Annotated in this window: 22 protein-coding genes; 8 read left to right on the forward strand and 14 right to left on the reverse strand. The window is 58.9% G+C overall.

Annotation, left to right across the window (positions count from 1 at the left end):
- The first annotated feature begins 24 nt into the window (after nucleotides 1–24).
- Nucleotides 25–915, forward strand: coding sequence for a pseudouridine synthase (locus J2Y56_RS15770; RefSeq protein WP_310351230.1), 891 nt, complete (start codon nucleotides 25–27; stop codon nucleotides 913–915).
- 84 nt (nucleotides 916–999) lie between these two features.
- On the opposite strand, the gene J2Y56_RS15775 is transcribed toward J2Y56_RS15770, so the two are convergent.
- The gene (locus tag J2Y56_RS15775) at nucleotides 1,000–1,221 is read right to left on the reverse strand and encodes a YgdI/YgdR family lipoprotein (protein WP_007943318.1); all 222 of its coding nucleotides are present in this window, start codon (nucleotides 1,219–1,221) and stop codon (nucleotides 1,000–1,002) included.
- A 78-nt stretch (nucleotides 1,222–1,299) separates the two neighbouring features.
- Nucleotides 1,300–1,902 carry a molybdenum cofactor guanylyltransferase MobA gene (mobA, locus tag J2Y56_RS15780; protein WP_310351233.1) on the reverse strand — a complete coding sequence of 201 codons (603 nt, stop codon included), beginning with the start codon at nucleotides 1,900–1,902 and terminating at the stop codon, nucleotides 1,300–1,302.
- A gap of 78 nt (nucleotides 1,903–1,980) precedes the next feature.
- Between mobA and moaB the strand changes: the two genes are divergently transcribed.
- Both moaB and glp read left to right on the forward strand, forming a co-directional pair.
- On the forward strand, nucleotides 1,981–2,520 hold the full coding sequence (gene moaB, locus J2Y56_RS15785; protein ID WP_310351237.1) for a molybdenum cofactor biosynthesis protein B: 540 nt from the start codon (nucleotides 1,981–1,983) through the stop codon (nucleotides 2,518–2,520).
- Complete coding sequence (glp, locus tag J2Y56_RS15790) at nucleotides 2,504–3,730, forward strand: gephyrin-like molybdotransferase Glp (RefSeq protein ID WP_310351240.1); 1,227 nt, start codon at nucleotides 2,504–2,506, stop codon at nucleotides 3,728–3,730. Before moaB ends, glp begins: the two co-directional genes overlap by 17 nt.
- Before the next feature lie 64 nt (nucleotides 3,731–3,794).
- Here the strand turns inward: glp and J2Y56_RS15795 are convergent, their stop codons facing one another.
- Nucleotides 3,795–4,103 carry a hypothetical protein gene (locus tag J2Y56_RS15795; protein ID WP_310351243.1) on the reverse strand — a complete coding sequence of 103 codons (309 nt, stop codon included), beginning with the start codon at nucleotides 4,101–4,103 and terminating at the stop codon, nucleotides 3,795–3,797.
- A 322-nt stretch (nucleotides 4,104–4,425) separates the two neighbouring features.
- Here J2Y56_RS15795 and yegS point away from each other — a divergent pair, with 322 nt between their 5' ends.
- Nucleotides 4,426–5,343 carry a lipid kinase YegS gene (gene yegS / locus J2Y56_RS15800; RefSeq protein WP_310351245.1) on the forward strand — a complete coding sequence of 306 codons (918 nt, stop codon included), beginning with the start codon at nucleotides 4,426–4,428 and terminating at the stop codon, nucleotides 5,341–5,343.
- Here yegS and J2Y56_RS15805 read toward each other — a convergent pair.
- The 3 genes from J2Y56_RS15805 to J2Y56_RS15815 form a co-directional block, all read right to left on the reverse strand.
- Nucleotides 5,327–5,986, reverse strand: coding sequence for a response regulator transcription factor (locus tag J2Y56_RS15805; protein WP_310351246.1), 660 nt, complete (start codon nucleotides 5,984–5,986; stop codon nucleotides 5,327–5,329). The genes yegS and J2Y56_RS15805 overlap by 17 nt on opposite strands.
- Nucleotides 5,983–6,876 (reverse strand): sensor histidine kinase, encoded by an 894-nt coding sequence (locus J2Y56_RS15810; RefSeq protein ID WP_007943309.1) that lies wholly within the window; start codon nucleotides 6,874–6,876, stop codon nucleotides 5,983–5,985. Before J2Y56_RS15810 ends, J2Y56_RS15805 begins: the two co-directional genes overlap by 4 nt.
- Nucleotides 6,877–7,200: 324 nt before the next feature.
- Entirely contained in the window at nucleotides 7,201–7,671 is a 471-nt protein-coding gene (locus tag J2Y56_RS15815) for a hypothetical protein (RefSeq protein ID WP_007943308.1), read from the reverse strand.
- A gap of 440 nt (nucleotides 7,672–8,111) precedes the next feature.
- Between J2Y56_RS15815 and J2Y56_RS15820 the strand changes: the two genes are divergently transcribed.
- Nucleotides 8,112–9,047, forward strand: a complete 936-nt coding sequence (locus tag J2Y56_RS15820) for a chemotaxis protein CheV (protein ID WP_310351312.1) — start codon at nucleotides 8,112–8,114, stop codon at nucleotides 9,045–9,047.
- Between the two features lie 91 nt (nucleotides 9,048–9,138).
- Nucleotides 9,139–9,945: an MOSC domain-containing protein gene (locus tag J2Y56_RS15825; protein WP_310351247.1), complete on the forward strand. Its 807-nt coding sequence runs from the start codon at nucleotides 9,139–9,141 to the stop codon at nucleotides 9,943–9,945.
- A 68-nt stretch (nucleotides 9,946–10,013) separates the two neighbouring features.
- Here the strand turns inward: J2Y56_RS15825 and J2Y56_RS15830 are convergent, their stop codons facing one another.
- From J2Y56_RS15830 to J2Y56_RS15865, 8 genes are all read right to left on the reverse strand, one after another.
- Nucleotides 10,014–10,298, reverse strand: coding sequence for a pyrimidine/purine nucleoside phosphorylase (locus tag J2Y56_RS15830; RefSeq protein WP_310351249.1), 285 nt, complete (start codon nucleotides 10,296–10,298; stop codon nucleotides 10,014–10,016).
- Between the two features lie 68 nt (nucleotides 10,299–10,366).
- Nucleotides 10,367–10,909: an exonuclease domain-containing protein gene (locus J2Y56_RS15835; protein ID WP_310351251.1), complete on the reverse strand. Its 543-nt coding sequence runs from the start codon at nucleotides 10,907–10,909 to the stop codon at nucleotides 10,367–10,369.
- A 71-nt stretch (nucleotides 10,910–10,980) separates the two neighbouring features.
- A complete protein-coding gene (locus tag J2Y56_RS15840; protein ID WP_310351254.1) occupies nucleotides 10,981–12,942 on the reverse strand; it encodes an acetyl/propionyl/methylcrotonyl-CoA carboxylase subunit alpha in 1,962 nt (653 codons plus the stop codon).
- Nucleotides 12,943–13,051: 109 nt separating this feature from the next.
- Entirely contained in the window at nucleotides 13,052–13,849 is a 798-nt protein-coding gene (locus J2Y56_RS15845) for an enoyl-CoA hydratase-related protein (protein WP_310351255.1), read from the reverse strand.
- Nucleotides 13,846–15,003, reverse strand: a complete 1,158-nt coding sequence (gene atuD, locus J2Y56_RS15850; protein ID WP_310351258.1) for a citronellyl-CoA dehydrogenase — start codon at nucleotides 15,001–15,003, stop codon at nucleotides 13,846–13,848. Before atuD ends, J2Y56_RS15845 begins: the two co-directional genes overlap by 4 nt.
- A gap of 25 nt (nucleotides 15,004–15,028) precedes the next feature.
- Nucleotides 15,029–16,645, reverse strand: a complete 1,617-nt coding sequence (gene atuC / locus J2Y56_RS15855) for a geranyl-CoA carboxylase subunit beta (protein ID WP_310351260.1) — start codon at nucleotides 16,643–16,645, stop codon at nucleotides 15,029–15,031.
- A gap of 3 nt (nucleotides 16,646–16,648) precedes the next feature.
- Nucleotides 16,649–17,518 carry an SDR family oxidoreductase gene (locus J2Y56_RS15860; RefSeq protein ID WP_150781969.1) on the reverse strand — a complete coding sequence of 290 codons (870 nt, stop codon included), beginning with the start codon at nucleotides 17,516–17,518 and terminating at the stop codon, nucleotides 16,649–16,651.
- 12 nt (nucleotides 17,519–17,530) lie between these two features.
- Nucleotides 17,531–19,321: an acyclic terpene utilization AtuA family protein gene (locus J2Y56_RS15865; RefSeq protein ID WP_310351263.1), complete on the reverse strand. Its 1,791-nt coding sequence runs from the start codon at nucleotides 19,319–19,321 to the stop codon at nucleotides 17,531–17,533.
- 190 nt (nucleotides 19,322–19,511) lie between these two features.
- Here J2Y56_RS15865 and J2Y56_RS15870 point away from each other — a divergent pair, with 190 nt between their 5' ends.
- Together J2Y56_RS15870 and J2Y56_RS15875 are read left to right on the forward strand one after the other, a co-directional pair.
- On the forward strand, nucleotides 19,512–20,138 hold the full coding sequence (locus J2Y56_RS15870) for a TetR/AcrR family transcriptional regulator (RefSeq protein WP_310351267.1): 627 nt from the start codon (nucleotides 19,512–19,514) through the stop codon (nucleotides 20,136–20,138).
- Between the two features lie 79 nt (nucleotides 20,139–20,217).
- Nucleotides 20,218–21,012 carry a transporter substrate-binding domain-containing protein gene (locus J2Y56_RS15875; protein ID WP_310351269.1) on the forward strand — a complete coding sequence of 265 codons (795 nt, stop codon included), beginning with the start codon at nucleotides 20,218–20,220 and terminating at the stop codon, nucleotides 21,010–21,012.
- The last annotated feature ends 44 nt before the right edge of the window (nucleotides 21,013–21,056 follow it).

Genomic DNA, 21,056 nt, shown 5'->3' on the forward strand with positions numbered 1-21,056 from the left:
TGTATTGAGGGTCAGAACTTTCGTATGTCCACTTCATCTTTTTCCGCTGCACACAGCCAGGCCAGCACACTCTACTTGCCGCCAGGTTCGTGGCAGACCGTTATCGATTGCCTGTGCGAACACTTCAGCGCTATCGGTCGTGAACAATGGCTGGACAGAGTGGCTCGCGGTCGGGTGCTCGACGGGCACGGAAGGCCGATCGCAGTTGATCTGCCTTACAAGGAAGGCTTGCGGATTCATTATTTCCGTGAGGTGCCGGACGAAAAGCCGATTCCGGTGATCGAGACGATTCTCTATGCCGACGAGCATCTGGTGGTCGCCGACAAGCCGCATTTTCTGCCGGTGACCCCGGCCGGCGAGTACGTCGAGCAAACGCTGCTGCGCAGGTTGATTCGTCGACTGGATAACCCTCATTTGGTGCCGTTGCATCGGATTGACCGGCATACGGCAGGGCTGGTGCTGTTTTCCGCCAACCCGCAGAGCCGTTCATCGTATCAGTCGTTATTTCCGACTCGACAGATTGAAAAGCGCTATGAGGCTATCGCCGCCGCATTGCCTGAACTGGCCTTTCCATTGGTGCATAAAAGCCGGCTCATCGATGGTGTGCCGTTTTTTCGCATGCAGGAAGTTCCAGGTGTCAGCAATACCGAGACAGCAGTCGAGGTTCGGGAAAAGAACGGAGATCTCTGGCGGTATGCGCTTTACCCGGTGACGGGCAAGAAACATCAATTGCGCGTGCACATGACAGCGCTGGGCGCGAGTATCTGCAACGACCCGTTTTACCCGCAGGTGCTCAAGGACGTTGAAGATGACTACGCCAATCCACTGAAATTGCTCGCTCAGGGCTTGCGGTTTGTAGATCCGGTCACCGGCCAGGAAAGGGTGTTTGAAAGCACCATCACCTTGCAGTGGTGAAAAATTCCGGCCACTAAAAAGCCCGCATCAAGCGCATCAAGCGCATCAAGCGGGCTTTTTCGTATCAGGCAGGTGCAGTGAAAACTACAACTCTTTAACGGTGCGAACTTGATCCTTGTTGATACGGGTTTCCTTGCCATCCAGCTGTTCGAATTCATAGAAACCCGACTGTTCATCATACGTTGGCGAGTCGATGGCCTGGATTTCACGACCGTCATTCAAGGTGATTACTGTCGGTGATGCACAGCCCGCCAAGGTCGCTAGGCCCACTGCGAGCGTGAATGTGGCGAGGGTCCGTTGAGTCATGAGTGTGTCTCCGAAAAAAGAATTCTTTAGTTGCTGGGCTTGAGACGTGTACACCGCTCGCAAGTTCCTTGGCTAATGTCATTCTGACACGGTGCCAGGCGCGCTTAATAACTCCGGGGTATTGAGGTTGGCCAGTCGCGGGTCGTTGTCTGTACATTGTAGTGCGGTGGCTTGCAGTTTGCGCATGAGGCGTCCCGGGCTGCGTTCACCTTCATTCCATGCCTTGTCGAATGCTGCGCAGAGCGCGACAGGGATAATGCAAAGCAACGGTTCCCAATGTTCGCCGTGGCGCAGCATCAGCGGTTTGTCTGGGTGCTTGTTGGCGGTTTCGCGCATGCTGCGGAGCAGCGCAGCATCGATGCGGGGTACGTCGCAGGGCAGCACTAGCAGATGAGGATGTCGGGCCGCCTTGAGACCAGCGCGAATACCGGCCAATGGTCCAGGGAAATCGTCTTCCTCGTCATGAACCATTTGATCGGCGTAAGGCGCGTATTTGTCCAGGTTCCTGTTGCACGAGATGATGAGATCATCGCTCAGGGCGCGTGTCTTGCGATGCAGGTGCGCGATCAGCGGCTCTCCGTGCCATTCCAGCAAACCCTTGTCCTGACCCCCCATGCGTTGGCCACGTCCACCCGCCAGGAGCAAAATGGAGCAGGGTGGCAATGCTGAGTTAATGGGCATGGCAGGTCTCCATGGGGCTGAAAAAGTGAGGCGCTGTGATATAACACCGAGCTGTTTTTCCTACAACTGGACGAGCCTATGAAAGCCAAGGCTGATGTACCTTTCGCGCCGCTAAATATCGCGGTGCTGACGGTCAGCGATACCCGAACCCTGGAAACCGATACGTCAGGCCAGGTTTTTGTCGACCGCTTGAGCGCCGCCGGTCACAACCTGGCAGCTCGGGTTTTGCTTAAAGATGATCTCTACAAAATTCGCGCGCAAGTCGCCAACTGGATTGCCGATGAGGTGGTGCAGGTGGTGCTGATCACCGGTGGTACCGGGTTCACGGGACGCGACAGCACGCCAGAAGCGGTGAGTTGTCTGCTGGACAAACAAGTTGATGGTTTTGGCGAGTTGTTCCGGCAGATTTCAGTTGCCGACATTGGCACCTCGACCGTGCAGTCCCGGGCGCTGGCCGGTTTGGCCAACGGTACGCTGGTTTGCTGCTTACCGGGTTCGACCAACGCCGTGCGGACCGGCTGGGATAGCATTCTCGGCGAACAGCTTGATGCGCGGCATCGTCCCTGCAATTTCGTGACTCACCTGAAGCAGGCGGCACCCTGTGAATCCCGCGGGTAAGCCTGGCAAAACCGCAAGCCTGATGCCTGTCGAGGTGGCGCTGGCGCGTCTGCTGGAAATGGCAGAAGCCTCGCCCATCCGCGAGCGTGAACGCTTGCCGGTGGCGCAGGTTCAGGGGCGCGTGCTCGCCGATGACCTGGTTTCGACCCTTGATCTGCCACCTTGGCCGAACAGTGCCATGGACGGCTACGCCTTGCGTGTCGCTGACTGGACGGGAGAACCGTTGTTGGTCAGCCAGAAGATATTTGCCGGTCAGGCGCCCGAACCGTTGAAGCCCGGTACCTGTGTCCGAATTTTTACCGGTGCGCCTGTGCCCGCGGACGCTGACTGTGTCGAAATGCAGGAAAATGCCGAGGTTCAGGCGGACGAGCGAGTGCGTTTCCTCGAATCCATGAAACCGGGTCAAAACATCCGGCCACAAGGTCAGGAAACCACGGTTGGCGAGCTTGTCTTGCCGGCAGGCACACGGCTTGGGCCTATCGAGCAGGGCTTGGCGGCATCGTTGGGCTGCGCTGAGCTGGACGTGGTTCGCAAGGTTCGTGTTGCGGTTCTCTCAACCGGAGACGAATTGGTCGAGCCGGGCCAAGCCCTGGGCCCAGGACAGATCTACAACAGCAATCGCGTGCTGCTGTGCAGTTGGTTACAACGCCTGGGCTGTGAAGTCATCGATGCCGGTATTCTGCCTGATGATTTGGTGACCACCCGTGCCCGCCTCGGCGAATTGAAGGATGTTGATCTGATCCTCTCCACGGGTGGAGTGTCTGTAGGAGAAGCCGATTTTCTGGGCATGGCCTTGCGCGAAGAGGGCGAGTTGGCGCTGTGGAAGCTCGCCATCAAACCTGGCAAGCCGCTGACATTCGGGCATTTTCGCGGCGTACCTGTGATTGGTTTGCCCGGCAACCCGGCGTCGACACTGGTCACTTTTGCTTTGTTGGCGAGACCCTATCTTCTGCGCCGTCAAGGTGTAAAAGAGGTCGAACCTCTGAAGTTTCAAGTGCCGGCCGGGTTCGTCTGGCCAAGGCCTGGTAATCGAAGAGAGTACTTGCGAGGACGCCTGGAGAATGGCCGGGCGATTATTTACAAGAATCAGAGCTCTGGCGTACTTCGCAGTGCTGCCTGGGCCGATGGCCTGGTTGAGGTGTTGGAAGATCGCACGTTGATGGAGGGTGAATATGTGGTTTTCATTCCTCTGAGCGAAGTCTTGGGCTGACCTCGTAAGGCCTAGTTGCCGCAAGCCCGGTCAATCTGCCGGGTCTTGCGTGCTTGCCTGGCGCTTAACGAACCAGAAGTGTCACGACCTGGTCGAAGCGGCTATTGGCAACCCAGCCCAAAAGCCCGAGGACTACCGCGGTTCCGCCCGCCGAGTAGGCCAGTCTGTGCTTGATGGATTTGACGTCATTGCGCACTTCGTCCATGTCTCGTCGGATGTATTTCAAATGGGTCTCCAGTTCAATGACGCGAGGTTCCATATCAACTCCTGTAGCGGGTTTTGCGTTGTTGTTGAATTCAGCCTGATGATTGGCGCGAGATTCTGTGAGCGACGCCACCGGGTTGAGCGGCAACTTCATGTCATGAGTTTGCATGGAGGAAATCGCTCCTTGCATCAGTGTCGTTTGGTTAGCCGACATTTGTCTTGCTTGCGTTTTTTGTAACCCTTGAAAGGGGGGTACTCATAGGTTGCACATCCCTGTGTATTTGCTGTTGATGACAGATAACCGCTGACATCAAGGTGTACCAATCGCCCCGGTTGGTCAATTGAGCCGATTCCTCACATATCGTAAGAAAAAATCCCGCCCTGTAGGACCGCAATCCTGCAAGCATCGAAAAAACTCGAAGTCTTGCGACCTTTATAGGGGGCTGTGAGGTCAACATCTCCTGAATGCATTCCAATCAGGAGCTACGACAATGAGTGAGCGCAAGGCGCTGTTGATTCTGCATGGCAAGCAGGCACTCAATGAGGAGGTGCGCGCGGCCGTCGAAGGTAAGCGTCAGGAGGGCTGGGAGCTGGCAGTCCGACTGACCTGGGAGGCAGGGGACGCGCAGCGGTGCGTGGCAGAGGCGTTGAGCGCAGGCTATACGCAACTGATAGCCGGCGGCGGTGATGGCACTTTGCGCGATATTGCGGAGGCCTTGGCCGCGCACCCGAATCAAGCGAGCCTGGTCTTGATGCCATTGGGCACTGCCAACGATTTTGCTCGAGCAGCGGGGGTGCCCCTGGCGCCGGCGCAGGCCCTGGAGCTTCTGAATACAGTGCCGCACGCTATCGATCTGGGGGACGTTGGAGGGCAGGTTTTTCTGAATATGGCCACCGGCGGTTTCGGCAGTCAGGTCACGGCCAATACGTCGGAAGACTTGAAAAAAATTATCGGCGGTGCAGCGTATCTGTTTACCGGTCTGTCACGCTTCAGCGAATTGCATGCGGCTTATGGCGAGTTGCAGGGGCCGGACTTTTATTGGCGCGGCGAGCTATTGGCACTGGGTATCGGAAATGGTCGGCAGGCGGGAGGTGGGCATGAGCTATGCCCGGAGGCCCTGGTTGACGATGGTCTGCTGGACATCAGTATTTTACCGGCACCTCAGGAAGTGGTCGGAACCTTGAAAAACCTGCTTGCCGATGGTTTTGGCATCGACAACATGTTTGTGCGTGCTCGTTTGCCCTGGGTCGAGATCAAAGTCTCGGAAGGTCTGCACATCAACCTGGATGGCGAGCCGCTGGAGGGCGATAACCTGCGCTTTTCTGCGCGAGCCGCGGCATTGCGCGTGCATTTGCCGGAGAATTCACCGCTGTTGAGTGCATCGTTGGCAGTTAATCGTCCAGACTGATGATTTGCTCGCGTACGGCAAACAGGACCAGACCGGCCACGTCGTAGATCTGTAGGCGTTTCATGATCTGCGAGCGGTGGGTTTCGACGGTCTTGATGCTAAGGTCCAGGCCATTGGCGATTTCCCGGGTGGATTTGCCGCGAACAATCAGTCGCAGGATTTCCAGTTGCCGTGCCGTCAGGTTGTGTGATGCGGGCGTTTCCGGTTGCTGTTTCTGGTTGCGGATCAACGCCTGATTGATGACGGTGTGGGCGATGGCGGGGCTCAAGTAGCGCTCGTTATTGCGCAAGGCATCCAGCGCATGTTCCAGCTCGGTGGCTGTGGTGTCTTTGAGCAAATAGCCATGAGCGCCGGACTCAAGCGCTTGCATGATCAGTTCGGGGTCGGTATGCATCGACAGGATCAACACCTTGCTTTGCGGACGCACCCGCTTGAGTCGCTGCAAGGCTTCAAGACCGCCGGTTTCCCTCATGGAAATATCCAGCAAAATAATGTCAGGGGACAGTATCTCGACCAATTCGAGTAACTGCGTGCCGTCGTCGGCCTCGCCAATGACTGCATAGCCGGGAATATCCAGGACCAGGGCGCGCACGCCAGCCCTGATGAGCGAGTGGTCATCCACCAGAAGTAAGTTACAAGTCAATGTAAAACCTTATTCGTACTGGCCCGTTCGAGCGCACGGGGCGCCCAGGGGAAGAGAGCTTCAATTTGAGTGCCTTTACCCGGCTTGCTGGTTACGGTCAATGTTCCGCCCAACTGATCGATCCGTTCCCGCATTCCGGCCATCCCACGCTGGCCCTCTCGACCGGGATCAGCCGCTGGAGCGAAACCCGAACCATCGTCGCTGATCAATAGCGCCAAGCCCAAGGGCATACGTTGCAGTCGGACCAGCAGATTTGTTGCTTGGGCGTGACGCAGAATGTTGGTCACTGCTTCCTGGGTAATTCGAAACGCTGCCACCGCCATTTCCTCCGGTATGCCAGTCAGGCGCTGATGGCATTCCAGGCTCCAGTGCATTGAGGTATTGGCCAGGGTCTTGAGCAGATGCGCACGAAGACTGGCTTCCAGTCCGAGGCTCGCCAACTGCCTGGGATTAAGGATGGTCGAAACGTCACGAACTTTCGTCAGGGTTTCTTCCAGTGTGTCGCAGAGCACTGAGCACTGGCCTTGCATTTCTTCAGGCATCCGACGTCTGAGCCATTCACTTTGAAGCTTTGCAGCCGTCAGTAACTGGCCGATATCGTCGTGCAATTCTCTACTCAACCGATGGCGTTCATTTTCCTGTACTTGCAGCAGACGCTCCGCCAATTCCTGTGGCTCAAATCGTATTGATTTGCTCGAGAGGTAATGTTGCACCCAGACGCCGGTCAGTGCCGCCAGATTGAGCGCCAGCAAGCTCAATGGAAGGGGTGCGGACAGGCCGAAAATCATCAGGCTGCCAAGTGCCGAACACGTGCACAGTAACAGCGTGAACCGCCGCGCGTTTTTCTGGGAAGGTGGCCGTGGGATGACTGATTTGAGGCTGGCGTACATAGCGGATGGAGCCAATGAATGTTCGCTGCGGGCAGACCGGCCATAGGGCTGACGGGTCTCTGTCTGAAAATCAAGTGACTCGTTTTGAGCAGCGTGCCCGGTGGTGGAACTATAGCCTTTGTCCGCCTGCGCTCTGCGATGTCACTTGGCCAATTATTGGCGTCAACTAACGGTCGGCATAATAGCACTTAAGATACCGTTGGTCGCGTGTGGCCTAAATAGCCATACCGTGAGGAAAAAGAGCGGTTAAACACCAATTCCACAGGGGAAAAGGTTTAACGCAAAGGACGATAAATAGCGATTTTGCAAAATAGCCTGACTATTTCAAGCCTGCTGTTCCGCATAGGAAACCAGCTTAAACGGTTTGGAATTAACTGGTAGCTGAAATGGACCCTGTCCGATCTGGAACGCAAACGCTTCAATCAAGGAAGACTGCTCAGAGTCATCCAGGCTGAGTTGACCGGTGGTTTGATCGATGAGTTCGAGCTGCCAGGCCATCAATGAAAAACAGTCTTTCAACGCCCCCAGTGCTTGATCGTGCAGGTCAATCCGGCTGTGGGTGTGGTTCAGCAGACCATGAATATGCAACGAAAATTCAGACACGGCTTCCAACGCCAAGGCATCGGCCCGGCTTGCCAGTTTGAGCAAGCTGCTGAGCATGCAATCGATTGCGTCCTTGTCATTACTGATCAATCGCAGGTGGCTCAGGCACTCCTCCGATTTAGCCAGGAGTGTTTCAGCCTCGACAAGAAACTCCGGTAAACGCTGAGCCCACTGCTTGGATTTGTTCGGCATGCTTACCTCCACAACGTCATGTCAAATGAGGGGGTTTTGCGTATGTCGGCGCGGATGCCCGGCGTCTCGACGTAGCAACTGGCCACAGCCCAGGCTGGGGAACTTGAGAGGGGGGGAAGGCCACTTACCTGTGATCGCACACAAAAGCCTGACTCCGTTCATGCAATGAGAATGGCGTCACATTAATGGCTATTGGATATTGCGAACATCAGGTTAGGCCTGATTGTTACTAGGGGAATCCCTTACGCAGGGGAACCTAACGTACGAACCGTGGTCGCGTCGCAGGTGGATAAGGGCAGATGGATCACGGATGCAGTAAAGCATGATGTTAATGTGACATCAATGCTCGGTCGTGGCATTTTGTCTCAGGGTCAAGATCTGGCAAAAACAGCCGATAACTCCCCTTAATGAACTCATCCGAACAAGCCCTGGAGTCATCAATGGCCGGCATTCTCGACACGGTAGACCAACGCACGCAACTGGTGGGTGAGAATCGCCTGGAAATTCTCATGTTTCGTCTGGCCGGCCGACAATTGTTCGCGATCAACGTGTTTAAAGTGCAGGAAGTGCTGCAACTGCCCAAGCTGACACTGATGCCACAGCGTCATCCGTTCGTGTGCGGTGTGGTCAACCTGCGTGGCCAGACGCTGCCTGTGATTGACCTGTCCCAGGCCATCGGCATGCGCCCGCTGATACCGAGCCCAACCAGCACGATCATCGTCACGGAGTACAACCGTTCGGTGCAGGCGTTTTTGGTCGGGGGCGTGGACCGCATCGTCAACATGAACTGGGAAGCCATTCTGCCGCCGCCGACCAGCGCCGGTCGCCAGCATTACCTAACGGCGATCAGCAAGGTCGATGACCAGTTGGTGGAAATCATCGACGTCGAGAAAGTCCTGGCCGAAATCGTGCCGTACAGCGCCAAGGTCTCCCGCGAAAAACTCGAAGACCCGGTACTGGAACGCGCCCGTGGCCGGGAAGTGCTGCTGGTCGACGACTCCAACGTAGCGTTGTCGCAATTGCGCGACACCCTGGGTCAACTGGGCGTGAAGATGCATATCGCCAGCGACGGCCTCAAGGCCCTGAACATGCTCAAGGCTTGGGCGGATACGGGGGTGTCCATGACTGACAAACTGCTGATGGTGTTCACTGACGCGGAAATGCCGGAAATGGACGGCTATCGACTGACCACCGAAATCCGTAATGACCCGCGTCTGCGTGGCCTTTACGTGGTCCTGCACACCTCGCTGTCGGGCAGTTTCAACGACTCGATGGTGAAAAAAGTCGGCTGCGATAACTTCCTCTCAAAATTCCAGCCGGACAAACTGGTCGACGTGGTGCGTCAGCGGCTGATGCTCGATGAAGTGCCGGCCTGATGACCGTGCGGCAGGCTGCCAGTCATGTCAGCCTTTGATTCGGTGATCAAGCTCGTATAGGGTGGCCTTTTTGTCCACCAGGGAGTTGGCCATGCTGCGGCTGAGCGCGCTTTACCGTTATCCGTTGAAATCCGGCAAGGGCGAGATCTTGCAGCAAATCGGGCTCGACAAGCTGGGGTTGGACGGTGATCGACGCTGGATGCTGGTGGACGAGTCCAGTGGACGCTTTCTGACTCAGCGCGCGGTGGCATCCATGAGCCAGTTGTCGGCGTTGTGGAACGCCAATGGCGGCTTGACTCTCAGTGCCCCGGGCCGCTCGCCGATCGATATCGCCTTGCCCGCCAATGACGCTGAACTACGAGGTGTGACCATCTTCCGTGACACCTTGCGGGTACCTGATGCCGGTGACGAGGCGGGTGCCTGGGTCAGCGCCTTTATTGGTAAACCGACTCGCCTGGTGCAAATTCCCCTCGATCGCGCTCGCAACACAGAGGCCGGTTACGGCAAGGACGACGATCAGGTGGCCTTTGCCGATGGCTATCCGCTGTTGCTGATTGGACAGGCGTCCCTGGAGGACTTGTCGCAAAAGGTCGGGAGGTCCCTGGAAATGCTGCGCTTTCGACCGAATCTGGTTATCGAGGGCAGCGACGCCTACGCCGAAGATGGCTGGAAGCGTATCCGTATCGGCGATGTCGAGTTCCGGGTGGTCAAGCCCTGTTCACGCTGCATTCTGACCACCATCGACCCGCAAACCGGTTTACGCAGCGATGATCGCGAACCGCTGGCCACGTTGCAGACATACCGTTCCGAAGCCGACGGCGCGATGTTCGGCCAGAACCTGGTCAACGACAGTAACGGTCGTCTTGAAGTCGGGATGCCGGTGACGATTCTCGAATAAAAGCCCCTGAATGAAAAATGCCCGTGTCTTGCGACACGGGCATTTTTTTTAGCTGTGAACCCTCGGGTTTAGCCGCGGTATTCACACAGGTAAGCGGTGTCGACGGCCACTTTCAGCTGGAACTTGCTGTTGGGAGGTACGTTGAACTGGCTGCCGGCAGCGAAGGTTTCCCAGCCGTTGCTGTCTGGCAGCTTCACGGTCAGAGCGCCGCTGACCACGTGCATGATTTCACGCTGACTGGTGCCGAATTCGTATTCGCCCGGTGCCATGACGCCGATGGTCGCAGGACCTTCAGCGGTGCCAAAGGCGATCGACTTGACGGTGCCGTCGAAGTACTCGTTGACTTTAAACATGGGCGATTCCTCGAAAAGGGCTAAAAAGGCCGGCCAGTATGCACAAGGCCTTGTGCGCCGTCACCTCTCTAGATGGGGAGAGTCAGTGGCAACAAACGCGCGGTATTGCGCGCATCTTCCAGCGCCCGGTGTTGCTGGCCGGTGAACTGCATGCCCGCCAGTTGCAAGGCGCCATTGAGCCCCAGCGGACGTTCCAGCCGTCTGGCCTTGGCAAAGCGCTGCTTGAGGTTCATGTGCGGCACGCGGCTGAGGGCGCTGTCGAGTTGCAGGCGCTCCCATTCCTGAACCAACTGTTTGCGGTCGTAGTCCCCCCAACTCGCCCAACCTTCCAGTCGTGAGTGATGGTGGCCCAGCCAGCGCTCGAATGCCGGCCAAACCTCGGTCAACGGTTGCGCGGCATCGATATTGCCTTGGGTGATGCGAGTCAGCTCCCGGCAAAACGGTGTCAGCAAGGGCCGACGCAACGGCCGCACGAAACGCTGGAAGTGGTCCAGTTCGCGACCTTTGCGGTCCACCAGGGTGGCACCGATTTCGATGATTTCCATTTCCGTTACCGGCCAGCCACCCTCATCGGTGGTGGCTTCCAGATCTATCACCAGCCAGTGAGGCATTGCAGGGTTCCTGGTATCCGCGTCGTGATAGGGCATGAGCGTAGCCAAACCCGACGGATCCGCCTAGCGGCTTATTCGACCTCCAACAAAATCTGACGATTTTTAACCTGATCGCCGACTTGCACCTGCAAACGTTTAAGCACCCCGTCGATACCTGATTTGAGCGGGTGCTCCATTTTCATGGCTTCGAGCACCACTAACAGCTGGCCTTTGCTGACCGGACTGCCCTCGGTGACCAACACGTCGACGATGGCACCGTCCATGGGGGCTTTGAGTGTGCCGGTACTGACACTGGCTTGACTGCTCACCAGTGCCTGAGTCCGGTCCAGCAGTTTCAAACTGCCGGGGCGGGTGAATAACCAGAGGTGCCCAGCATCGAGGCGATAGGCATGACGCTGGTGGATGCCGTCGATGTCCAGCATTGCCCAGCGCCCGTCGCAGCGGATGATCTTCAATTCGAGCAGTTGCTCGGCCACTCGAATTCGGAATGACTCGTCAGGCGAAGCGTTCAGTTCCACCGGCCAGTCGTGATCATTCAGGCCGATGCGATAGTGCAAGGGCGCGCTGGCGTTGTTGCGCCAGCCGGCCAATGGTGCCGGGTGAGTCTGTGCCGACGCTTGATAGAACAGCGCCGCAGCGATGGCCAGTTCTGCAGCGCTCGGGACACGGGCCTGCAAGCACGGATCATCAACGAAACAAGTCGGGATGAACCCGGTGCTGAACTCGCCACTGATGAACTGCGGGTGTTGCAGCAGACTGGCGAGCAAGCGCTGATTGCTCTGTACGCCCAGCAGCACGCTGTCCTGCACTGCCCGTAGCAACTTGCGCCGGGCTTCTTCGCGGGTCGCACCGTGGGCGATGATCTTGCCCAGCATCGGGTCATAGAACGGGCTGATGGCTTGGCCTTCAATCAGGCCATGATCGATCCGTACACCGTCCGGCAACGCAGGTTCCCAAGCCGTGATCTGACCGGTTTGTGGTAGAAAGTCGTGAGTCGGGTCTTCGGCGTACAGGCGCACTTCCATGGCATGGCCATTGAGCTGCACTTGTTCCTGCTGTAACGGCAACGGTTGTCCTTCGGCGACGAGTAATTGCCAGGCCACCAGGTCCAGGCCGGTGATCAATTCGGTCACCGGGTGTTCCACTTGCAGCCGGGTGTTCATCTCCAGAAAGTAGAACTGCCCACGCGCGTCCAGCAGAAACTCCACGGTGCCAGCGCCGACGTAATTCACTGCCCGACCTGCCTTGAGCGCGGCCTCACCCATGGCCTGACGCAATTCGGGAGTCATCACCGGGCAGGGCGCTTCTTCGATGACTTTCTGATGGCGCCGCTGAATCGAACAGTCGCGCTCTCCGAGGTAAATCAGGTTGCCGTGCTGATCGCCAAACAGCTGAATCTCCACATGACGCGGGTCGATCAAGGCTTGTTCGAGGATCAGTTCGTCGCTGCCAAAACCATGCTGCGCTTCGGAGCGTGCGGTACGCAGTTGTTCCAGCAACCGGCTGGCGTCCTGCACCAGGCGCATGCCACGTCCACCCCCGCCCGCACTGGCCTTGATCATCAGTGGGTAACCGATGCGTTCGGCTTCGCGGCTCAGGGTTGCGTCGTCCTGTTCGGCGCCTTGATAGCCTTTAACACACGGCACGCCAGCGTCGATCATGGCGATTTTCGACAGGCGCTTGCTGCCCATCAGCTCAATGGCTTCGGGGCTGGGGCCGATGAAGGTGATGCCCGCGTCACGACAGGCAAGGGCGAAGCCGGCATTTTCCGAGAGGAAGCCGTAGCCGGGGTGGATGGCGTCGGCACCGGTGCGCCGGGCGGCGTCGATGATGGCCGGGATGTTCAGATAAGACTGCTGCACCGGGGCCGGGCCGATGTTGACGGCTTCATCGGCCATTTGCACGTGCAGGGCGTCGGCGTCGGCATCGCTGAAGATGGCGACGGTGCGATAGCCCAGCGCCTGGACGGTGCGCTGGATGCGGCAGGCGATTTCACCGCGGTTGGCGATCAGGATTTTTCTGAGTCCGGGCATGGGTTCTTCCCTTGAATTTTGCTGTGAGTGTCAGGGCCTCATCGCGAGCAGGCTCGCTCCCACATATGGAATGCATTCCCCTGTGGGAGCGAGCCTGCTCGCGATGCTTCTAAGTGGCCCACCCCGGTTTTCTTTTTTGCACAAAAGCCATGGTCCCTTCGACACCTTCCGCCCCGGTCACCGCTTCGCTAAACCACTGCGCCGCGTCATCCAGCAACGCATCCGTCGTTTGCCCGGCACTCGCCAGCAACAGTTTTTTGGTCGTCGCATTGGCACCCGGCGCACAGCACAGTACATGGGCGAGGATTTCATCGAGGCGTTCGGCCAGCGCTTGCGCGTCGTGCTCGACAAAATGCACCAGGCCCATCCGCCGCGCCTGGGTACCGTCAAAACGCGCGGCGGTCAGCGCCAGTCGCCGGGCCTGGGTCAGGCCGATGCGCTGGACCACAAAGGGCGCTATTTGCGCAGGCAGCAATCCTAGGCTGGTTTCCGGCAAACCGAACTGCGCCAAGTGATCGGCCAAGGCGATGTCGCTGACGCAGGCCAGCCCCAGGCCGCCGCCCAACACCGCGCCTTGCAGCACCGTGATCACCACTTGTGGCGCGTGCTGCACCTCCTGCAGCAGCGCGCCGAATGCCCGGTTCAACTCGCGATAGGCGTCCGGGCCTTGGGCGCGTGCATTGGCCATGTCCTTGATGTCGCCCCCGGCACAGAAGTGCCCGCCGGCTCCGCCGATCACCAAGGCTCGAACCGCCCGATCATCGCGTACCGCCGCGAATACCGCGCGCAGTTCGGCGACCATTTGCAGGCTCATGGCATTGCGGCTTTCCGGGCGATTGAGCGTGATATGCAGCACGCCGTTATGCGCCTCCAACAGCAACGTCTGGCAATCGGGCAGGGCGCTCATTTCTTTTTCCCCGGCAGGATGCCCATGAGTTTGCAGATGATCCCCAGCATGATTTCGTCGGCACCGCCGCCAATCGACACCAGCCGCACGTCACGGTAAGCGCGGGCGACCGGGTTGTCCCACATGAAACCCATGCCACCCCAATACTGCAGGCAGCTGTCGCTGACTTCGCGACCCAGGCGTCCGGCCTTGAGTTTGGCCATGGAGGCCAGGCGGGTGACGTCCTGGCCTTTGATGTATTGCTCGGTGGCCTGATAGACCAGTGCTCGCAGGCATTCGATTTCGGTTTGCAGCTCCGCCAGACGGAAATGGATCACCTGGTTGTCGATCAGCGCATTGCCAAAGGTTTTACGTTCCTTGCAGTACTCGATGGTGCTGTCGACGCAGTACTCCAGGCCCTTGATCATGTTCGCCGCACCGAACAGGCGTTCTTCCTGGAATTGCAGCATTTGCATCATGAACCCGGCACCTTCATGGCCGATGCGGTTACGTTGCGGCACACGCACGTTGTCGAAAAACACTTGGGCGGTTTCCGAGCTGCGCATGCCGAGCTTGTCCAAGTGGGAACTGAGGCTGATGCCTGGGGTGTTCATAGGCACCATGATCAGCGATTTGTTGATGTGCGGTTTGTCGTCCGAGGTGTTGGCCAGCAGGCAAATGAAATCGGCGCAGGGCGAGTTGGTGATCCACATCTTGCTGCCGTTGATCACGTAGTCGTCGCCGTCCTTGCGGGCCGTGGTTTTCAGCCCGGCGACGTCGGAACCGGCACCGACTTCGGAAACGCCGATGCAACCGACCTGTTCGCCGGTAATGGCCGGGCGCAGGAATTCTTCACGCAACTCATCGGAGCCGAAGCGGGCGAGGGCGGGCGTGCACATGTCGGTCTGCACGCCGATGGACATCGGAATGCCGCCGCAATGGATGGTGCCGAACTCTTCGGCGGCGACGATCGAGTAGCTGTAGTCCAGCCCCATGCCACCGAATTTTTCCGGTTTGGAAATCCCCAGCAGGCCGAGGTCACCGGCCTTGCGGAAGATCTCGTGGATGGGGAAACGACCGGCCTTTTCCCATTCCTCGACGTGCGGGTTGATCTCGTGATCGACGAACTGGCGTACGGTGCGGCGCAGTGCTTCGTGTTCCTGGGTGAAGATCATTTTTATTGTTCTCCTAAAGACCGGTCTAGAACCTGGCGACGCCAAAACTGTTGGTTTGCAGCGGCCGCACCTCGGCCTCGTGACAGATATCCAGCAAGTAACCAAGCAATGTCCGGGTGTCCCGTGGATCGATCAACCCGTCGTCCCATAGATTGGCACTGCCGTAGAGGGCGGTGGACTGAATGTCGAGTTTCTGCGCGGTGACCTGTTCGAGCATGTCGAGCATCTTCGGATCGGCCACCAAACCGTCTTTCAGTTGTTTGGCCTCGGTGACGATCCGCAGCACTTTGCCCGCTTGAGCACCGCCCATCACAGCCGTTCGACTGTTGGGCCAGGCGAAGATGAAGCGAGGATCAAGGCCGCGACCGCACATCGCGTAGTTGCCCGCGCCATAGGAGCCGCCCACGACAATCGTGAGTTTCGGCACCCGGGCATTCGCCACCGCTTGAATCATCTTCGCGCCGTGCTTGATCACGCCTTGCTGTTCCGACTCGGTGCCGACCATGAACCCGGTGGTGTTGTGGAAAAACAGCAGCGGCGTCTGGCTCTGGTCACACAGCTGGATAAACTGCGCGGCCTTGCTGGCGCCCTTGGGCGTGATCGGGCCGTTATTGCCGATGAAGCCGCAGGCACGCCCCTGGATTTTCAGTTGGCCGCAGACAGTCTGCTGATCGAACTCTCCCTTGAATTCGAGGAAGTTCGAACCGTCGGCGATCCGGGCGATGATGTCGCGTACGTCATAGGGTTTTTTCGGGTCATCCGGGATCAGGCCCAGCAGCTCCTCGATGGGGTAGAGCGGTTCTTCCCAGCGACGCTCGGGGCGCGAGGGCAACTGATCATTCCACGGCAGCATGCCGACGATCTCGCGCACCTGGCGCACGCCGTCGGCATCGTTCTCGGCCAGGTACTCGGCGGTGCCGGCGATTTGCGCATGCATCTCTGCGCCGCCCAGTTCTTCGTCGGTGGCCACTTCACCGGTCGCCGCCTTGAGCAGTGGCGGGCCGGCGAGAAACAGCTTGGCCTTGCCGCGCACGACCACCACGTAATCCGACAATCCCGGCTGATAAGCGCCACCGGCGGTGGCCGAGCCATGCACCACGGTAATCTGCGGCAGACCCATGGCTGACATCCGCGCCTGATTGGCAAAGCTGCGTGCGCCTTCGACGAAAATGTCGGCTGCGTAATTCAGGTTGGCGCCGCCGCTTTCGGCGAGGGTGATCACCGGCAGTTTGTTCTCCATGGCGATCTGTTGCAGGCGCAGGGACTTTTTCAATCCGCTGGGGGAAATGGTGCCACCTTTGATCGCGCTGTTGTTCGCCACCACCAGTACCCGTACGCCGGACACGTAACCGATCCCGGCAATCAAACCACCACCGGCCGCGCTCCCGTCCTTATCGTCGTGCAGCTTGTAGCCGGCCAGGCTGGCCAGTTCGAGGAACGGCGCGCCGGGGTCGAGCAGCAGGTTGAGGCGCTCGCGCGGCAGCAGTTGCCCGCGCTTGTCGAATTTTGGCTTGGCTTCGGCCGCCTTGTTCAACAGGTTTTGTTCGAGCTGTCGCACGTGTTCGATCACGGCCAGCATCGCTGCGCGGTTCTGGGCGAACTGTGCGCTGAACGGGTCCACTTGCGACTGAATCACCGGCATGGCTTATTCCTTGTCCTGGAGCACGTCTGGTAAATAGGCTCGGTGAAAACCGTTATAGGATTCGCTGTTTGTAGCCTTGTGAATCGGCCAGGCGCGTCCGCCAAGGCTGGCGGCGCCGTCGATGCGCAAAGTGCTGCCGCTGACAAACGCCGCTGCCGGGCTGAGCAGGAACACAATCGCCGCGCTGACTTCCGATTCGGTGCCGATGCGTTTGAGCGGCACGTGTTCGCGCAAGGTTGGAATCACCGCTTTGAAGGCGCCTTCGTAAGTGTCCATGCCGCTGGACGCGACCCACCCCGGCGCCACCGCGTTGACCCGCACCCCGGCGTAACCCCATTCGAAGGCGGCGGTCTTGGTCAGGTTATCCATGCCCGAACGCGCCGCGCCCGAATGCCCCATGCCGGGCATGCCGCCCCACATGTCGGCGAGCATGTTGACGATGGCGCCGCCATGCTTGCTCATGGACTGGTTGAACACTTCTCGGGCCATCAGGAAACCGCCCACCAGATTGGTGCGCACCACGGTTTCGAAACCTTTCTGATTGATAGAGGCCAGCGGCGCAGGAAATTGCCCGCCGGCGTTGTTGACCAGGCCATGTATCGGTCCGTGTTTGCGGATCAGCTCGCTGATCAGGTGCTTGACCGCTTCTTCCTCGCGAATATCGCAGACGGCCCAATCGGCTTTGCCACCGTCTTCGGCAATCTCGACCGCGACGTTTTTCAACTTGTCGGCATTGCGCCCGATCAACAGCACATGCGCGCCGAGTGCCGCCAGTTCATGTGCGGTGCATCGGCCGATGCCGCTGCCGCCACCGGTGACAATGATGGTTTGGCCCGCAAACAAATCGGTTTTGAAAATCGAATCGTAAGCCATGGCGACAGTCCTCTAGTTGACTTGGTCGGCGATGCGCGAAGGCACCGGAATCTGGATCTCCAACAGCTGCTGGGCGAAGGCTTTGCCTTGCGGGTCGATCCGCAGGCTGGCCACGCCACCACCGCCGAGGGCGTTTTCCAGGAGAAAATTAAGGCTGTGGGTGCCGGGCAGATACCAGCGTCCGACACGCCCGTGAACGGGATCGAGGACGTGGCTCATCCAGTCGACCATGACCTCCGGCGTCAGCGCTTCGGCGATCCACGGCAAGTACTCGGGCTCGCGAGCCATGACCCCGATGTTGCTGTGATTGCCCTTGTCGCCAGAGCGGGCGACCGCGAGCTGGATCAGGGCCACGCTGGCGTCGGCGCGCTCTTTGGGCTGCGGTGGGTCGAACGGGACAGGCAAGTCATCCGGGTCGAGCACATCGACGGCAGGCAGGGCGCAGGCGTGGCGCTGGCCGTTGAAATCAATGTCCAGCGTGCAGGCGGTTTTGTCGATAAGGAAGGAGAACAGGTGGATCAGCGGATACACCGTTGGCCGCCCACCGACAATGCCGGTCAGCCCCGGCGCCATGCCCGTTGCGGCCTGGGCGATTTCCCGGGAGAACACGATCAAGGCCTGTTTGCTCGGGTGACGCACGGCGAGTTTGATCACCACTTCGCGGCTGTCCTGGCGCTGGCCGTGGGGGCCGTAGGTGGCTTCGCTGCCGAGCAGCTCAATGTTCACTTCGCTGTAGGGCGCCCAGCCGCGCTGGCTGAAAATGTCCGAGGTCTTGTTGATGATCGCTTCGCTGACCCGCCGCGCCTTGTCGACGGCATCGATGCCCGCGATCAGGCAACTGGCGGTGCAGCGAAAACCGTCCGGGTACGTCGCGCTGACTTTGTACTGACCGGTCGGCGGCAGGCCTTTGGCGCCGTGCACCTGAACCGCGTTTTTGCCTTGCTGCTGCAGTTTGACCTGGGTGAAATCGCAGACCACATCGGGCAGCAAGTACGCACGCGGATCACCGATTTCATACAACATCTGCTCGCCGACGGTCAGTGGCGTGACCAGGCCGCCGGAGCCTTCAGGTTTGCTGACGATGAACTGGCTGTCGGCGCTGACTTCGACGATGGGGAAACCGATGTGTTCGTAGTCGGGCACGTCTCGCCAGTCGGTGAAATTACCGCCGGTGCATTGGGCGCCGCATTCGATGATGTGGCCGGCCAACGCGGCCTGTGCCAGTTTGTCGTAGTCGTGCCAGGACCAATCGAATTCATGCACCAGCGCAGCGCTGACCACGGCGCTGTCGACCACGCGCCCGGTGATGACGATGTCCGCGCCCAGCCGTAGCGCTTCGACGATGCCCGGCGCGCCGAGGTAGGCGTTGGTCGACACGCACAGGGGCGGTAACGGCGCGCCGCTGAACATTTCATGAAGGCCAAGGCCGCTCAGCTGTTTGAACTGCGGTTGCAGGTCATCGCCGAGCAACACCGCGATTTTCAGCGCCACCCCGGCCTTGTCGCAGGCCGATTGCAGGGCGGCGGCGCAGGCCAGCGGGTTGATGCCTCCGGCGTTGCTGATAACGCGGATATTCTGTTCGGCGAGTTGGCCCAACAACGGGCTGAGGACTTCGATGAAGTCGCCCGCATAGCCGGCCTGTGGGTCTTTCATCCTCGCACCGGCCATGATCGACAGGGTGATCTCGGCCAGATAGTCGAAAACCAGATAATCCAGACGACCACCTTCCACCAATTGCGCAGCGGCGGTCGAGGTGTCGCCCCAGAAGGCGCTGGCGCAGCCGATGCGAATCGTTTTAGGCACAGTCAACTCCATAGCCACCTCCCACTGAAGTGAATCGAGACTACCAAGCAAGCGCTTGGTTTGTAAATGCCTGAAATATCTTCTTCCCGAGCGCTTGCTTGGTGGTCGTCGCCAGCTTAAATTGCCCGCGCACCCTCGCTGTTTTAGCGGCGAACGGCGTATTTGATTGATCGACTGTAGGAGAGAACGGGTGGACGAGCAAAAAGCCCTGAGGGTCATGCGCGAATTGGTCGACAGCGGCCAATTGACCGACCCGGACAGCGCCCGCGGCAAACTGCTGCAAGTGGCGGCTCACCTGTTCCGCAACAAAGGTTATGAACGCACCACCGTGCGCGATCTGGCGGGCGCCGTGGGCATTCAGTCAGGCAGTATTTTTCATCACTTCAAGAGCAAGGACGAAATCCTGCGCGCCGTGATGGAAGAGACCATCCGCTACAACATGGCTTTGATGCGTGCAGCCCTCGACGAGGCCAGCAACGTGCGCGAACGCGTGCTGGCGCTGATTCGCTGTGAGTTGCAGTCGATCATGGGGGGGCGCGGCGAAGCCATGGCAGTGCTGGTCTATGAATGGCGCTCGTTGTCTGAGGACGGGCAGGCGCAGGTGCTGGCACTGCGCGATATATATGAAGACATCTGGCTGCAGGTGTTGGGCGAAGCCAAAGAGGCGGGTTTTATTCGCGGTGATGTATTCATCACGCGCCGCTTCCTGACGGGAGCGTTGTCCTGGACCACCACCTGGTTTCGCGCAGGCGGCAGCATGAGCCTCGATCAATTGGCCGACGAAGCTTTGATTCTCGTACTGGAAGAAAATCAGTAACAAAGGGAATTGGCTAAGTGGTCGAAACCACCTGGCTTGAATGCATTGATGCGTATTTTTCAAGGAGTGGGTTGTTTTGATGTCTTCGCCAATCAGAACGGCTGCGGCGCTATTGCTGGCATCGCTTACGGTGCTAGGGGTATCGCCATCCCACGCTGCGCAGACGGTACGGGTGGGTGCCGCCCATTTCCCTCCCTATACCATCCGCCCCGAATCCGGGGTCGACACCGGCCTGCTGCCTCAATTGGTCGAGGCGTTGAATCGCCTGCAAAGCGACTACCGGTTTGTCCTGATGCCCACCTCCATCCCCCGGCGCTTCGGTGATTTGAAGCAGGGCCGGTTCGACATGGCGATTTTCGAGAACCCGAACTGGGGCTGGCACGACATCCCGCATACCACTGTCGACATGGGCCTGGAAGACGCCGAGATCTTTGTCGCGCAGCGCCTGCCGGACCGCCAGCAAAACTACTTTGCCGACCTGGACGGCAAACGGCTGGCGTTGTTCCGCGGCTATCACTACGAGTTCGCCCACTTCAATGCCGACTCGAAATTCCTCGCGCAAAACTACAACGCTACGCTGACCTATTCCCACGACAGTAACCTGCTGATGGTGCTGCGCGGTCGGTCCGACATTGCCCTGGTAACGCGCTCGTACCTGAGCGATTACCTGCTGCGCAACGAGAATATCGGCGATCAGCTGCTGGTGTCCCAGCGTATCGATCAGGTCTATCACCACTACGCCATCCTGCGTCCCGCCGCGCCCATCAGTGGTGAGGCGTTCGGCAAGTTGCTGCAAGACTTGCGGGATAACGGGCAGCTGCTGAGGATTTTCGATCCGTACAAAATTGCCGTGGTGCCGGTGCCGCGAGACTGATATCGCGCCACGGTATTTACGCACTTGCTCTAAATTTCCTGCCC

This window comes from Pseudomonas sp. BE134, from assembly GCF_031456105.1.
Lineage (GTDB): Bacteria > Pseudomonadota > Gammaproteobacteria > Pseudomonadales > Pseudomonadaceae > Aquipseudomonas.